Source organism: Pseudorhodoferax soli, from assembly GCF_003337555.1.
Taxonomy (GTDB): Bacteria; Pseudomonadota; Gammaproteobacteria; order Burkholderiales; family Burkholderiaceae_C; genus Pseudorhodoferax; species Pseudorhodoferax soli.
The window spans coordinates 401,786-415,928 of the sequence record NZ_QPJK01000001.1; the positions used below are offsets into that span (position 1 = coordinate 401,786).

Annotated in this window: 12 protein-coding genes; 5 read left to right on the forward strand and 7 right to left on the reverse strand. The window is 71.5% G+C overall.

Annotated elements, in window-relative coordinates; genetic code table 11:
• Positions 1–2: 2 nt before the first annotated feature.
• The 5 genes from tagF to tssJ are packed head-to-tail and all read right to left on the reverse strand — an operon-like array spanning position 3 to position 7,535.
• Positions 3–716, reverse strand: a complete 714-nt coding sequence (gene tagF, locus DES41_RS01755) for a type VI secretion system-associated protein TagF (protein WP_114465349.1) — start codon at positions 714–716, stop codon at positions 3–5.
• Positions 716–4,270: a type VI secretion system membrane subunit TssM gene (gene tssM, locus DES41_RS01760; RefSeq protein WP_114465351.1), complete on the reverse strand. Its 3,555-nt coding sequence runs from the start codon at positions 4,268–4,270 to the stop codon at positions 716–718. The genes tagF and tssM overlap by 1 nt, the downstream gene beginning before the upstream one ends.
• Positions 4,267–5,610, reverse strand: a complete 1,344-nt coding sequence (locus tag DES41_RS01765) for a DotU family type VI secretion system protein (RefSeq protein WP_114465353.1) — start codon at positions 5,608–5,610, stop codon at positions 4,267–4,269. The genes tssM and DES41_RS01765 overlap by 4 nt, the downstream gene beginning before the upstream one ends.
• A gap of 12 nt (positions 5,611–5,622) precedes the next feature.
• Positions 5,623–7,029, reverse strand: a complete 1,407-nt coding sequence (gene tssK / locus DES41_RS01770; protein WP_245965540.1) for a type VI secretion system baseplate subunit TssK — start codon at positions 7,027–7,029, stop codon at positions 5,623–5,625.
• Positions 7,026–7,535, reverse strand: coding sequence for a type VI secretion system lipoprotein TssJ (gene tssJ / locus DES41_RS01775; RefSeq protein ID WP_211332878.1), 510 nt, complete (start codon positions 7,533–7,535; stop codon positions 7,026–7,028). Before tssJ ends, tssK begins: the two co-directional genes overlap by 4 nt.
• A 137-nt stretch (positions 7,536–7,672) precedes the next feature.
• On the opposite strand from tssJ, the gene DES41_RS01780 reads away from it, so the two are divergent.
• The 3 genes from DES41_RS01780 to DES41_RS01790 are packed head-to-tail and all read left to right on the forward strand — an operon-like array spanning position 7,673 to position 9,542.
• Positions 7,673–8,233, forward strand: coding sequence for a TetR/AcrR family transcriptional regulator (locus tag DES41_RS01780; protein WP_170168077.1), 561 nt, complete (start codon positions 7,673–7,675; stop codon positions 8,231–8,233).
• Positions 8,230–8,562: a DMT family transporter gene (locus tag DES41_RS01785; RefSeq protein ID WP_114465359.1), complete on the forward strand. Its 333-nt coding sequence runs from the start codon at positions 8,230–8,232 to the stop codon at positions 8,560–8,562. Before DES41_RS01780 ends, DES41_RS01785 begins: the two co-directional genes overlap by 4 nt.
• A gap of 8 nt (positions 8,563–8,570) precedes the next feature.
• The gene (locus DES41_RS01790) at positions 8,571–9,542 is read left to right on the forward strand and encodes a LysR family transcriptional regulator (RefSeq protein ID WP_114465361.1); all 972 of its coding nucleotides are present in this window, start codon (positions 8,571–8,573) and stop codon (positions 9,540–9,542) included.
• Positions 9,543–9,720: 178 nt separating this feature from the next.
• On the opposite strand, the gene DES41_RS01795 is transcribed toward DES41_RS01790, so the two are convergent.
• Positions 9,721–10,629 (reverse strand): LysR substrate-binding domain-containing protein, encoded by a 909-nt coding sequence (locus DES41_RS01795; protein ID WP_114465362.1) that lies wholly within the window; start codon positions 10,627–10,629, stop codon positions 9,721–9,723.
• A gap of 154 nt (positions 10,630–10,783) precedes the next feature.
• Here DES41_RS01795 and DES41_RS01800 point away from each other — a divergent pair, with 154 nt between their 5' ends.
• Positions 10,784–11,980 (forward strand): acyl-CoA dehydrogenase, encoded by a 1,197-nt coding sequence (locus DES41_RS01800; protein WP_114465364.1) that lies wholly within the window; start codon positions 10,784–10,786, stop codon positions 11,978–11,980.
• Positions 11,981–11,982: 2 nt separating this feature from the next.
• Positions 11,983–13,230 (forward strand): CaiB/BaiF CoA transferase family protein, encoded by a 1,248-nt coding sequence (locus DES41_RS01805; protein ID WP_114465366.1) that lies wholly within the window; start codon positions 11,983–11,985, stop codon positions 13,228–13,230.
• A 65-nt stretch (positions 13,231–13,295) separates the two neighbouring features.
• Here DES41_RS01805 and xdp1 read toward each other — a convergent pair whose 3' ends face one another.
• Positions 13,296–14,114, reverse strand: a complete 819-nt coding sequence (gene xdp1 / locus DES41_RS01810; RefSeq protein WP_114465368.1) for an exosortase-dependent surface protein XDP1 — start codon at positions 14,112–14,114, stop codon at positions 13,296–13,298.
• Positions 14,115–14,143 lie beyond the last annotated feature (29 nt).

Sequence of the window (14,143 nt, forward strand, 5' to 3'; positions counted from 1 at the left end):
CGTCAGCGGCCTGCGGGCTGCTCCGCCAGCAGCAGCTGCGCCAGCGTCTCGGCACCCGGCAGCCCCTGGGCCAGCTGCAACTGCACCGGGCGCGCGGCCTGGCGCGTGGCCGGCCACCACAGGGTGCAGCCGGGCAGCCGGGCCACCAGTGCGTCGGCCGCCAGCAGGGCCAGGGCTTCCGGGAGCGCCGCGGCGGCCGGCTGCCGGCCAGCCGCTGCGGGCCAGGGCGGCATGGCGGCGAGATCGGCCTCGAAGCCTGCCACCGTGGCGCCGTCTTCCAGCGTGCGCACCGCCGCGCGGGCCAGCGCGTCGTACCACGCCACGAGGCCGGCCAGGCCCGCGGCATGGCGCGGCGGCTGCACGCTGCTCTGCGCCACCCACAGCGGGAAGTAGCGGCCCACCTTGTCGCAGCTGGGCATCAGCACGCCGAACCACCAGTGCGCCGACAGCACGCCGGGCCCGCAGGCGAAGCGCAGCAGTGGCGCCTCGAGGTAGGCCCAGGGCCAGCGCTCGCCCAGCACCTGGGGCAGCGCGTGCATGGTGGCGGCCAGCCACTGGTCGCAGGCCTGGGCCACCTCCTGCGGCAGCCGGCGCTGGGCGAAGTCGCCCAGCATGGAGAGCTTGCCGTACCAGGCCGGTGGCGCGGCCACGGCCACGGCCACGCCCATGCCAAAGCCAGCGGCAGGCAGGGTGACGGTGTCCGGCTCGAGATCCATCACAGCCCCGCCGGACAGCCGAACTCGCGCAACTCGCGCAGCCGGAACGGGTTGCGCACGCTGCTCGTGGTGACCTCGAACACGGCCTTGCGCCCGCCGATGTCGAAGGTGGCGCGAAAGCGCTCGGGCGCGCCCGTGGGCTCGATCTGCACGCGGTCGAACAGCCGGAACAGCGCCCAGGGCCCGCCATCCACCAGGCCCGAGGCTCCGCTCGCGCTGGGTGGGCTCAGCTGCACGCGCACCTCCGAGCTGCCGCGCGGGCCGGGCCATTGCACGGCGCTCGGGATCTGCGGGCCATGGGCGTAGCGCACGATCTGGCCGTCGACGTCGAGGATGAACTGCTGGATTGAGGCGTCCATCTCGATGGGCTTGAAGTCCAGCCGCAGCGCGGGCGCGCCGGCCCCGGGGAAGAAGGTCTCGCGGATCGCCGCGGCGCGCTGGAACTGCGGCAGCTGGCCACCGTCGGCGCCCAGCGGCGTGCCCTCCACGGCGCGGAAGCGCCAGGGCCGCGTGCTGGTGTCCACATAGGGGGCCAGCTTCTGCTGGAACAGCTGGTCGATCTTGCCGCCGGGGCCGAACAGCGCGGCGAAGTCGGCCTGCGTCACATCGCGCGCTGAGCCCGCCACCAACGGGTAGCGCCCGGCCACGGCCTGCTGGCAGAACTCGCTGACCTGCGAGCGCACCTCCTGCGCGAGGGTCTGGCGCAGCAGGCCCTGGGCGATGTTGGCGCTGCCCTGCGAGAGCGTCTCCATCATCGTGCGCAGCGGCTGCGGCATGCGCGCGGCCTCGGCCTTGACCCGGTTGGGCAGCGGCGACGGCGGTGGCGCCGCCCCGCCCTGCAGCGCGGTCTGCGCCGCGTTGAGCAGCAGGTTGACCTCGGCCACCAGGGCCAGCGTGTCGTCCAGCGGCGCGCGGCCGCCGGCCGGCGCGGTGACGAAGTGGCGCAGGTTGGCGAAGCGCGCATCGACCAGTTGCTCTTCCAGCGATGGCGCCCCCGGGCCCGCCGTGGCGGTGCCCGCGCCCAGCACGCCGGCCAGCTTCTCGCGCCCCTGCCGCACGATGTCCTGCGCGCGCTGCTCGGCCGCTTCCACCGTGGAGCCGCCGCTGGCCAGCGTGGTCTCGCGCGAGATCGCCTTGAGCAAGGGCGCCAGCGGGCTGTCGGAGGCGGAGAGCAGGCGCGACATCTGCACCGACTGCGCCAGTTGGCCCATGGGCAGCAGCTTGATGTCGGCGATGAAGGCCTCCCAGGTGGCGGCGTAGTCGTTCAGGTACAGGCGGCGCACGTCGTCCACCAGCGGGGCGTTGGCGCGCACCCGCGCGGCGGCGTCCCGCGGCTCGTCTGCCACGCCCAGCACCCAGGGCTGCTCGGCCGCCAGCTGGTCGGCCACCTGGCCGACCTCGCGCTGGAAGCCCCGCAAGTAGCCTTCGCGCGTGTACAGGCCGGGCACGCCCTGCGTGAGCGGCGCACCGCTGGCCCGCGTGAACACCAGCGCGGCATTGGGCCCGGCGGCGCGCACCACCGTGAACGGCGCGAACTCCTGGCCCAGGCCCTGGTTGCGCAGCCGGTTGTAGACGCGCTGGGGCAGCGGCAGGCTGGCCAGCTGGGCGCGCGTGGCGGTGACGAGCGCGTTGTCCGCCTGCAGCGGCGAGGCCACGCCGCCCTGGGCCAGCAGCGCGTCCAGGTGGCGCTGCAGCTGCGCGCGCTGGGCCGGCGTGAGTTCGCGGCGCGTGGCCTGCCAGTCGGCCTCGACATGGCGGCGCAATGCGTCGGCCGAGAAGTGCTGCGGCGCATGCAGCATGGCGTAGACCTTGAGCGCCTCGTACTGCAGCTCGGGCGCGCCCACGCCCTGGCGCAGTTGCTCCTCGATGCGCAGCGCCAGGCGCGGCAGCAGCGCGTCGGCCAGCATGCGCGCGTAGGCGGCCTGGGCGGCGCTGTCGAGCTTGCGCTGCTGCGACAGGCCGAAGCCGCCGGGCGCGGCCTCGGGCTGGGCCAGCGCGTGCGTGGCCTCCAGCGCCGGCAGCAGTGGCAGCAGGTCGGGCGTGGCGCGGTCGGGCGTGGCGGCCAGCAGCTGCTGCACCGGGCCGGCGCGCGCGGCCACGGCATCGACGTAGCGGCGGTTGTCCAGGTAGCTCAGCGTCCAGGCCGCCAGCAGCCCGGCCGTGACCGCGCCCACGGCGCCGTAGGCCACGCCCAGCGTCCACCGGCGCCGGCGTTCGGCGCCGCCGCGCATGCCGGCCAGGCCGGCTTCGGCGAATACCACCTCTTCGAGCAGGCGCTGCAGGAAGTAGCTGCGGCCGCTGGCCTGCCGCGGCGGCATCAGCGCCTGTTCGAGCCGGAAGCGGCGCGCCACGGCGCCCAGCGCGCGGTCGATCGGGGCGCCCTCTTGCGTGCCACTGACGAAGTAGATGCCGCGCAGCAGCGGCCTGGCCTCCAGCGCCGAGGGCGCGAACACGCCTTCGGCGAATTCCTGCAGCGCCTCGCGCAGCGCCGCGAACTGCACCGGGAAGCCGTAGATGCGCGCACGCCGGCCCGGGTCGCGCTCGGCCTGCAGGCGCGCAAGCAGGCCGTCGACCAGGCGCTGCTGCAGCGCATCGAATTCGGCCGGCATGCCCGCCAGGGGCGCCTGGCTGTCGCGCGCGAAGCTGAAGCCCCAGGGCGTGTTGCGCTGCTCCTTGTCGAGCGCCGCGAAGTAGTCCATGAACCCGGCCAGCAGGTCGGCCTTGGTGACCATCAGGTAGATGGGAAACGCCATGCCGAGCTGGCCATGCAGTTCCTGCACGCGCGCGCGCACCGTTTGCGCATGCTGGGCGCGCTCGGCCGCCGGGCGCGCGAGCAGGTCGCTGACGGAAACGGTGACCAGCACGCCGTTGACGGGCTGGCGCGTGCGCGTGCGACGCAGCATCTGCAGGAAGCCGTTCCAGGTGGCCTGGTCGTTGTCGGGATCGCTGTCCTGGGTGGTGAAGCGGCCCGCAGTGTCGATCAGCACGGCGCGGTCGGTGAACCACCAGTCGCAATGCCGCGTGCCGCCGACGCCGCGCAGCGCCTCCTTGCCCAGCAGTTCGGCCAGCGGAAAGTGCAGCCCGCTGTAGCGCAGCGCGGTGGTCTTGCCCGAGCCGGGCGCGCCGATGATGAGGTACCAGGGCAGCTCGTACAGGTGCCGCCCGCCCAGCCGCGCGGCCCAGCCCTTGAGCGTGCCGCGCGGGCCGAAGCGGGCCTGCTCCAGGCCGCGCAATGCGCGCTCGAACTGCTGGCGCACGGCCGCCATGTCGGCGCTCTCGCGCGGGCCGGTGGCCGCCGACGGGGCCGACTGGATCAGCTGCTGCACCACGGCGGCATTGCCGCGCCTGGCGCGCCAGCGGCCCCAGGCGATGCGCAGTGCCACCAGCACCAGCAGCAGCACGATGGCGATGGCGCGTGCGCGTTCCGTCTCCAGCGGCCGGGCTTCGCCGAAAGCCAGCAGCGGCCCGGCGATCCAGAGCACGCACGCGAGGGCGAGCAACAGCAGCGCCAGCAGCAGCCAGCGGTTGAAGATCCAGCCCAGCAGCTTCTTCATCGCGTGGCTCCCGAGGCGGCCGGGGCCGCGGCGGTGGCAGCGACCGGCGCGCGGCCCAGCACCATCAGCGTGATCTCCACGCGGCGGTTCAGGGCGCGGTTGCTGGTGCTGTCGTTGGGAACCAGGGGCTCGGCGTCGGCCCGGCCTTCGGCGCGCACGCGCTCGGCCGGCAGGCCATCGGCCACGAGCCGCGCCTGCACGGCCTCGGCGCGCTCCTGCGAGAGGTGCCAGTTGGACGGAAAGCGGGCCGTGCGGATCGGGCTGCTGTCGCTGTGGCCGGTGACGAGCACGGTGCCAGGCAACTGCTTGAGCGCGGTGGCAATGCGGCCGAGCAGCGCCTGCTGGCCGGTGGCCGGGGTGGCGCTCGCCGGCGCGAACAGGCCGTCGCCGCGCAGCGTGACGACGCTGCGGTCGACCTCGTCGCGCACGGCCACCAGGCCGCCCTTCACATCGGGCTGCAGCAACTGGGCCAGGCGCGGCACCGGTGCGGGCGGCGGCGGCGCGGTGACGGGGGGCGTCAGCCGCAGCGCCTGGATCTGGCCGAACACCAGGTCGGAGCGCTCGGCCAGCGACAGCGACAGGCCCGAGTACACCAGCGCCAGCAGCAGCGCCGCGCCGGCGGCCGTGGCGGCCAGCGGCAGCCAGCCCGAGAAGCGGCGCTGCGGCAGCGGCGCGACCTGCCAGTGCGCCGCCAGCGCCTGGGGATGGTCGCCGCGCTCCTTGCGCACGATCTGCGCGAGCCGGTCGCGCACGGCCTCGAGCTGCGCAGCGCCGTTGTCGACGACGCGCCAGCGGCCTTCGAAGCCCAGCGCCAGCGCGGCGTAGACGAGTTCGAGCAGGTCGCGGTTGGCGGCCGGCTGCTCGGCCAGCCGGGCCATGAGCTGGAACACCTTCTCGCCGCCACGCGTCTCGTTGTGGAACATGGCCAGGAGGCTGTACTGCGCCCAGGCGCCCGAGCCGCCCCAGGGCGTGTCGGCCGCGGCCTCGTCCAGCATGGTGCACAGCACGTAGCGCGCGGCCATCACGCGCTCGGGCGCGATGCCGGCCGTGGCCGCATCGGCGCAGAAGTCGCGGATGCCCTGGGCCAGCGCCTGGCGCAGCGCGGCCGGATCGTCCACGCGCTGCGTGGCGCGCAGCGCGGGCACCAGCAGCAGCAACCGGTTGGCCAGCGTGACGAGCGGGTTCAGTCCCGGAGCCGGTGCGGCGGCCTCGCTTTCCACAACGGTGGCCGCCAAGGGGCTGGCGGACGGGCGCGGGCCGGGCGCCCCGCCCGGGCGGGGCTTGACGAAGGTGTGCTGCTCGTCGAGCGCGGCAAAGGGGTCGTCGATCGGGCGGTCCATGGCGCAGGCCCGTCAGGCGCGGATGGCCCAGAGCTCGAGCTCCAGGCCGGGGAAGTCGCCCGCCACATGCAGGGCCAGGCTGCCGCTGCGTTCGAGCTGCTTCCAGAGTTCGCCGCCGCGCTCGAGCTCGAAGTAGTGGTGGCCGGCATGGAAGGGCAACTGGCGCGGCGCCACCGGCAGCGGCCGCAGCGCGACACCGGGCAACTGCAGGTTGACGAGGTCGCGGATGCGGTCCACCGGACCGAGCTTGGACTGCGCCGGAAAGCGCTGGCGCAGTTGCTCGGCCGGCAGCTGTGCGTTGACGGCCAGCACCAGGCTGGCGCTGCGCAGCATCTCGGCATCGGCCAGCACCGCCGTGCGCACGCCGTGCGTGCGGTCGGTCAGCGCGATCTGCTCGGCATGGCGCAGCAGCACGATGGAGAGCATCGCGCGCAGCGCGTCGAGCAGCGGCGCGAAGCTGGCCTGCAGGTCGTCGTGCTGGTAGAGCGGGTACTCGCGCGGCTGGCGCGAGGCGACGGCGAAGGTCGCCAGTTCGCCGGCCAGCTGCAGGCAGTCGCGGTGCAGCTGCTCGGGATGGGCATGGGGCGCGCGGGCATGCTGGCGGAACAGCGGGTCGGCGCGGTTCAGCGTCTGCAGCATCAGGAAATCGCTGAGTTCGGAGACGCCATGGCCGAGCTGGCCCATGCGGCCGGCCAGGGCCTCGGCGCGCTGGCGGATGAGGCCGTGCAGCAGCGTGGCCATGGCCGAGAGCTGGCCACTGGCGTCCAGGCGCGTCTGCGGCGCGGTGTAGGCGCGGTCGAGCACGAGCTGGCGGTCGCTGCGCCGCTCGGCGATGCGGGCCACGCCGAGAGCCGCCTGGCCGTCGCCGAGATCGCGCGCGCGCACCAGGCGCAGGCACAGCGCGGCGGTCTGCACGGGTTCGGGGTCGTCGCCAGCGCTGGTGCGGTCGCGCAGCGCATGGTCGGCGATGCGGTAGCGGTGCTGGGGCCGGCCACCGGGTCCGGCGTCGGACGTCTCGAAATCGACCTCGTCGACACCGTCGCGCGCCAGCGGCGCGGCCAGGTAGACGAGTTCGTTCTGCACGTCGGCCGGCAGCATGAGCGGCAGCGGCGCCGCGTCGGCCTGCGGGATGCAGAACGGCGTGCCATCGGGCAGCACGCCCTGGGCGCGCACCAGGCCAAGATGGCCCTGCGGCAGCAGCGATTCGTCGAGCACGAGCTCGGTGAAGCCCCAGCCGTGCACGCCCAGGAGGCGCACGCGGCGGTCGATCAGGCTCTCCAGGTAGCGCGTCTCCTGCTGGAAGTGGTGCGGCAGCAGGAACATGCCCTGGGTCCAGACCACCTTGTCGGCGGCGGGCAGCGGCGCGCCGGGCGCGGACACCGGGCCGGATGCGGCAGCTTCGTCGGGCTGGGCGCTCATGGGGCCAACTCGGCCGTCACCGCCAGCTCGCTCGCGCGGATGGTGACGCGATGGGCCTGGCCCGGCTGCACGGGCAGCACGGCACGCCAGCGGGCATGCTCGACATCGCGGTAGGCAGCGAACACGGCCAGGAAGCGGGTTTCGGGCGCCAGCGTGCGGTTGAGCGGGCGGCTTTCGCCTGGCGCCAGCATGATCTCCTCGCGGCCGACCAGCTCGGCGCCCAGTTCGGCCTGGTCGCGCTGGTACAGCGAGACGAAGTCGGCGGCGGCGAACACCGTGGCCGTCTTGAGTTCGTAGACGCGCAGCAGCAGCGGCGAGGGCCGCCCGCTGACGCTGGGGTTGACGCCCGCCACCGCGGCCACGCTGCCGGCCACGGTGGTGGGCGGCACCTTGGGCGGACCGCCGCAAGCCGACAGCAAGGCCAGCAGCGCGGCGGCACGCACCAGCCAGCCGAGCGGGTGGCTGCGGTGTGTGAAACATCCCGATCGATTGCCAGCGGTGCGCATCCGTATCCCCAAGGGAAACCCTGGCGGCCAGCATAGCCAGCCGGTCCTGCGCAGACGCATGACGAAGGTCATCGCGGGTGCGCCGCATGGCGGACAGGCGCTTCATTAAAATACGCTCGTATTCTTGGAAAGCAACGATGAACGATGTTCGCCAACGCACACGCACACGCGCCCCGGCCGAGGTCTACGCCCGCATCCTCGCGGCCGCCGCCGAGCTCTTGACCGAGGGCGCGCCGCTGTCCATCGGCAGCGTGGCCGATGCGGCCGGCGTGACCAAGGGGGCCGTGCAGCACCACTTCGGCACGCGCGAGGCCTTGCTGCAGGCCTTGTGGGGCAGCACGCAGGCCGAATTCCTGGACGACCTGGGCCGCGCCGCCGCGCGCCATGGCGGCAGCCCGCTCGGGGCCGCCAGCTACCTGCGCGCCACCGTGCGTGCAGGCCAGCGCCGCCATGTGACGCGCCGCTGGCGCGCCGTGCTGGCAGCCTGTGTGGTCGAGCGGCCCCTGGCGCGCCAGTGGAGCGACTGGGTCGGCGCCTGCCGGCGCGACAACGCGGAAGGCACGCAGGAGCTCATCGTGCGGCTCGCGGCGGACGGCCTGTGGCTGTCCGACCTGCTGGGCATCTACAAGCTGTCGGCCAGGGAGCGCCAGGCCCTGCAGGATGCGCTGCTCGCGCGCACCGAGGCGGCGACCGCATGACCGCCTACCTGTGGCTGGGCGCGGCCATCGGGCTGGAGGTGTTCGCCACGGCCATGCTCAAGGCCTCGGACAGCTTCACGCGGCCAGGGCCCGCGGTGGCCACGGCGCTGGGCTACGCCGCCTCGTTCTACTGCCTGTCGCTGGTGCTGCGCAGCATGCCGGTGGGAGTGGCCTATGCGATCTGGTCCGGCGTGGGCATCGTGATCACGGCGGTGGTGGCGTTCGTGCTGTTCGGCCAGCGGCTGGACGCGCCGGCGCTGGCGGGCATGGGCCTGATCGTGGCTGGTGTGCTGGTGATCAACCTGTTCTCGGCGAGCGCAGGCCACTGAGACGCGCCATGAAGACGACGCTGGACGAACTGCAGGCCTTCGCGGCGGTTGTCGCCACCGGCTCCATCACGGCTGCGGCCGAGCAGCTGGGGCAGACGGTGTCGGGCGTGAGCCGTGCGCTGGGCCGGCTGGAGAAGAAGCTCGCCACCACGCTGCTGCGCCGCACGACCCGGCGCATCGCGCTGACCGAGGAAGGCCAGGCCTTTCTCGTGCGCACCCGCGCGATCCTGGCGGCCATCGACGACGCCGAGGAACACATGGCGTTGCGCCGCCAGCAACCGGCCGGCCGCCTGCGCTTGAACGCCGCGACGCCTTTCATGCTGCATGCCATCGTGCCGCTGGTGCCGCAGTTCCAGCAGCTCTATCCACAGATCGTCCTGGAGCTGGAGACCGATGAGCTCAACATCGACCTGCTGGCGCGCCGCACCGACATCGCCATCCGCATCGGTCCCTTGCGCGATTCCACGCTGCACGCGCGTCCGCTGTGCACGAGCCGGCGCCGTGTGCTGGCAAGCCCGGCCTACCTGGCCGCGCATGGCAGGCCGACCAGCCTGGCGAGCCTCGCGGAGCACCGGCTGATCGGCTTCAACCAACCCGAATCGCTGAACCGCTGGCCGCTGCGCGGGCCGCACGGTGACGAATGGCCAGCCAGCCCGGGGATGACCGCATCGAGTGGGGAGACGCTGCGCCAGCTGGCGCTGGCCGGTGCCGGCATCTGCTGCCTGGCCGATTTCATGACCACCCCCGACCGCCTGCGCGGCGATCTGGTGGAAGTGCTGCCGCGCCTGGCGGTGGACGTGCGTGAATCCGTCAGCGCGGTGTACTACCGCAACACGCAGCTGGCCGCGCGCATTGCCTGCTTCCTGGATTTCCTGGCGCAACGGCTCGCCGAACCGGCCCCGCGGGCAGGAAAGCAAGCGCCGCCGGACGTCAGGGAATCTTGCGAAGCCCGACAGCCAGGAAAATTACATACAAAATGACGAATATTTCCCACATGCATGCGACTTAGCAAACTGTGGGCCAGAGACAATGCTTCCAAATAAATCACGAAAAATCAGGAAGTTATGAACGTTTCGGTAGAGCGTGAAACAAGTCACTTGCCCGGCGAGGCGAGCCGTGTAAGTGGATCCGACATCAGGAAAACCCGGACTGGTTGCATCACCCCGCGTCGGTCTCCGCGCACTCCATCAGCCAGTCGCGGAACAGCGCCAGCGCTGCAGGCGGGTCGCGCCGCTCGGGGCTGACCAGGTAGTAGCCGCGGCTGCCGCGCAGCGCGCGGTCGCAGGCCAGCACAAGGTCGCCGCGCGCCAGATCCTGGGCGACCAGCATGCGCGGCACCAATGCCACGCCGAGCCCGTGGGCCGCCGCCGTGGCCGACATCGAGAACAGTTCGTAGCGCGGACCACTTTGCCAGTGCGCGGCCTGCACGCCCATGGCCTCGAACCAGAGTCGCCAGGCGTCCGGGCGCGTGCTCTGCTGCAGCAGCGGGAGTTCGGCCACCTGTGCGGGCGTGAGCGCGCCGCGGCCCTGCAGCAAGGCTGCGCTGCAGACTGGCAGCACCTCCTCGCTCATGAGCAGCACGGCGCTGGTGCCGGGCCAGTTCTGGACCTGCTCCGGCGTGCCGGCGTACAGCGCCGCATCGAAACCGTCGTCGCTGAACAGGAAGGGCCGCGTGCGCGTCTCGATGTTGACGGTGATCTGCGGGTGCCGCTGCGCCAGGGCCGGCAGGCGCGGGATCAGCCAGCGTGTGGCGAACGTGGCCACGGCCGCCAGCGCCAGCGAATGGCCGCTGTGCTGGCGCGCCATCGCGTTCAGGGTGTCCAGCTCCAGTCCGTCGAGCCGCCGTGCGACCTGGCGGGCGTAGTCGCGGCCGCTGTCGGTCAGGGCCACGCCATGGCGCGTGCGGCGGAACAGCACGACGCCGACGAATTCCTCCAGGGCGGCGATCTGCCGCGACACGGCGCCCTGGGTCAGTGCCAGCTCCTGTGCGGCGCGCGTGTAGCTTTCATGGCGGGCGGCCGCCTCGAAGCAGACCAGGGCCTGGGTGGATGGGAGCTTGCGGTGCAAAGTATTCTGAATATACACATTTAAGGCCCGCCTATCCCGCCAGTGCGCGGCCAATTATTCGCAACCCTCATATCTCGATCAACAATCATCGTTTGCCGCCCTCCCCGGCCGGGGCTAGGATGGCGCCTTTGCAATGTGCCCCTGAGGAGACCCCATGGCCAACGCGCGCTTCGACTGGCAAGACCCCTTTCAGCTCGACCAACAACTGACCGAAGACGAGCGCCTGATCCGCGATGCGGCGCGGGCTTACTGCCAGGACCGGCTGATGCCGCGCGTGCAGTCCATGTTCCGCAACGAATCCGTGGACCTCTCGATCTTTCGCGAGATGGGTGAACTGGGCCTGCTGGGCCCCACGATCCCGACCCAGTACGGTGGCGCCGGCCTGAACTACGTGAGCTACGGCCTGGTGGCGCGCGAGATCGAGCGTGTGGATTCGGGCTACCGCTCCATGGCGTCGGTGCAGTCCTCCCTGGTGATGGTGCCGATCAACGAGTTCGGCACCGAAGCGCAGAAGCAGAAGTACCTGCCCAAGCTCGCCAGCGGCGAGTTCATCGGCTGCTTCGGCCTGACCGAACCCGACCACGGCTCCGACCCCGGCTCCATGGCCACGCGCGCCTACAAGGTGGACGGCGGCTACAGGCTCAAGGGCAGCAAGATGTGGATCACGAACTCGCCGGTCGCCGACGTGTTCGTGGTGTGGGCCAAGGAAGTGGCCACCGGCGGCCAGGTCGGCCCGATCCGCGGCTTCGTGCTGGAAAAGGGCATGAAGGGCCTCTCCGCCCCCGCCATCCACGGCAAGGTCGGCCTGCGCGCCTCCGTCACGGGCGAGATCGTGATGGAGGACGTGTTCGTGCCCGAAGAAAACGCCTTCCCCGAGGTGCAGGGCCTGAAGGGCCCGTTCACCTGCCTGAACAGCGCGCGTTTCGGCATCGCCTGGGGCGCCATGGGCGCGGCCGAGTTCTGCTGGCACACGGCATTGCAGTACACGCTGGACCGCAAGCAGTTCGGCCGCCCGCTGGCGGCCAACCAGCTGGTCCAGAAGAAGCTGGCCGACATGCAGACCGAGATCACGCTGGGCCTGCAGGCCGCGCTGCGCGTGGGCCGCATGAAGGACGAGCACCAGAACGTGGTCGAGATCACCTCGCTGATCAAGCGCAACAACTGCGGCAAGGCCCTGGACATCGCCCGCCTGGCGCGCGACATGCTGGGCGGCAACGGCATCTCCGACGAGTTCGGCGTGGCGCGCCATCTGGTGAACCTGGAAGTGGTCAACACCTACGAGGGCACGCATGACATCCATGCGCTGATCCTGGGCCGCGCGCAGACCGGCATCGCGGCCTTCGCCAACTGAACATGGCACAGGCATCTCCCGCGGCCGGCGCTCTGGCCGGCATCAAGGTGCTGGACCTGTCGCGCGTGCTGGCCGGCCCGTGGTGCACCCAGATCCTGGGCGACCTGGGGGCCGACGTGGTCAAGGTCGAGCTGCCAGGCGCCGGAGACGACACGCGCCATTGGGGGCCGCCCTTCCTGCAGGATGCGCAGGGCCAGGACACCGACCAGGCCAGCTACTTCGCCGCCTGCAACCGCAACAAGCGTTCGGTCACCATCGACATGTCCAAGCCGCAAGGCCAGGCCCTGATCCGGCAATTGGCCGGGCAGGCGGATGTGCTGGTGGAGAACTTCAAGGTAGGCGGCCTCGCGAAGTACGGGCTGGACTACGCCAGCCTGGCGGCGTTGAACCCGCGGCTGGTCTACTGCTCGGTGACGGGCTTCGGCCAGACCGGCCCCTACGCCGAGCGCGCGGGTTACGACCTGCTGATCCAGGCCTCCAGCGGCATGATGAGCATCACCGGCCGCGCCGACGGCGAGCCCGGCGGCGGCGGCGTGCGGGTCGGCGTGGCACTGACGGACCTGTTCACCGGGGTCTACGCATCCACCGCGGTGCTGGCGGCCTTGCGGGCGCGCGAGCAGACGGGCCGCGGCCAGCACGTCGACATGGCCCTCCTCGACGTGGGCATGGCCATCCTGGCCAACCAGGCGGCCGGCTACCTGAACACCGGCAAGGTGCCGCAGCGCCAGGGCAACTCCCACCCGAGCCTGGCCCCCTACCAGGACTTTCCGACGGCGGACGGCGCCATGCTGCTGGCCATCGGCAACGACGGCCAGTTCGCGCGCTGGTGCGAGGCGGCGGGCCAGCCGGAGTGGGCGCGCGACGCGCGTTTTGCCACCAACACTGCACGCGTGCACAACCGCACGGCGCTGATTCCGGCCATGGAAGAGCTCACGCGCCAGCGCAGCACGGCGCAGTGGGTCGCGCTGCTGGAAGACAAGGCGGTGCCCTGCGGCCCGATCAACGACATCGGCCAAGCCTTTGCCGACCCGCAGGTGGTGGCGCGCGGCCTGCGCCTGGATCTTCCCCGCGGCGCAGGCGACGGCATCGCATCGGTGGCCGGCGTGGCCAGCCCCTTGCGGCTGTCGGAGCATCCGCCCGTCCTGCGCCATGCACCGCCGGCACTCGGGCAGCACACGGAGGCGGTGTTGCGCGAGCTGGGCCTGCAGGACGCGGACATCGCCGGCTTGCGCAGCGCACAGGTCATCTGAGCAGCTGCGAGGCTCCAACGAAAAACGGCGCCATGTGGCGCCGTTTTTCTTGGTGACCGCGAGGATCAGTTGCGCGACTTCGCGCGCCGGCGGCTTGCGGCCAGGCCGAGCGCGGCCAGGCCCAGCAGTGCCAGCGAACTGGGCTCGGGCACTTCGGACGAAGGCGTGTGCACAGTGCCCTTCAGGCTGGCCAGCTTGAAATAGTCGTTGCCATTGCTCAGGCCGCTCTTGCCGCCGAAGCCGGTGTTGAACGCGCTGACGATCCACCAGCTGGAAACCAGGCCGCTGTCCTTGGTGGTATTCGAACCCTGGCCATTGACCGCATACGTGGCCACGTTCTTGCCATCGACGTCGTTGACCAACGCCCAGCCTTCGGCCATGAGCGTGTCCCACGTCTTGCCGACGATGGTGTAGGGGGTCTGGGCGTCCTTGCCGGCCGGAAGCTGCGTCTTCGTGTAGCGCAGCACGCTGAAGTCGGCATCGCGGTTGCTGGCCGTGCTGGAGCCGGAGCTGTTGCTGGTCCAGCCCAGGCTCACGTAGTCCAGCTCCACCAGGCCGGTGAAGCTGAACAGGATCATGTCGGTGCGCGTCTGGTTGTCCACCGCATGGTTGGGCGAACCCGTTTCCTTGGCGGACGACACGCCAAGGCCGGAACTGTTGTTGTAGGTCAGGCTGGTATCCGCCGAGACGACCTTGCCGGTGGTCGACACAAAGGCGCCACCGCTGCCGTTGGCGATGTAGTAGGCAGAAGCCGTTGCCTTCACGCCCGTGCTCGCTTCGGTGGAGGTGTTCGTGTTGTTGAACGTCCAGTCGGCCATCGCACCCGTGGCAGCCACTGCCACGGCGGCGCCGCCCAGCAACTGCAAAAACTTGTTCTTCGTCATTTGCAAGATCCCCCGATCAAATTTGAATC

Excerpts from the sequence above, each read along its gene's own strand:
- tagF (WP_114465349.1), bottom strand. The coding sequence starts at position 716 with ATGGATCTCGAGCCGGACACCGTCACCCTGCCTGCCGCTGGCTTTGGC.
- tssM (WP_114465351.1), bottom strand. The coding sequence starts at position 4,270 with ATGAAGAAGCTGCTGGGCTGGATCTTCAACCGCTGGCTGCTGCTGGCG.
- DES41_RS01765 (WP_114465353.1), bottom strand. The coding sequence starts at position 5,610 with ATGGACCGCCCGATCGACGACCCCTTTGCCGCGCTCGACGAGCAGCAC.
- tssK (WP_245965540.1), bottom strand. The coding sequence starts at position 7,029 with ATGAGCGCCCAGCCCGACGAAGCTGCCGCATCCGGCCCGGTGTCCGCG.
- tssJ (WP_211332878.1), bottom strand. The coding sequence starts at position 7,535 with ATGCGCACCGCTGGCAATCGATCGGGATGTTTCACACACCGCAGCCAC.
- DES41_RS01780 (WP_170168077.1), top strand. The coding sequence starts at position 7,673 with ATGAACGATGTTCGCCAACGCACACGCACACGCGCCCCGGCCGAGGTC.
- DES41_RS01785 (WP_114465359.1), top strand. The coding sequence starts at position 8,230 with ATGACCGCCTACCTGTGGCTGGGCGCGGCCATCGGGCTGGAGGTGTTC.
- DES41_RS01790 (WP_114465361.1), top strand. The coding sequence starts at position 8,571 with ATGAAGACGACGCTGGACGAACTGCAGGCCTTCGCGGCGGTTGTCGCC.
- DES41_RS01800 (WP_114465364.1), top strand. The coding sequence starts at position 10,784 with ATGGCCAACGCGCGCTTCGACTGGCAAGACCCCTTTCAGCTCGACCAA.
- DES41_RS01805 (WP_114465366.1), top strand. The coding sequence starts at position 11,983 with ATGGCACAGGCATCTCCCGCGGCCGGCGCTCTGGCCGGCATCAAGGTG.
- xdp1 (WP_114465368.1), bottom strand. The coding sequence starts at position 14,114 with ATGACGAAGAACAAGTTTTTGCAGTTGCTGGGCGGCGCCGCCGTGGCA.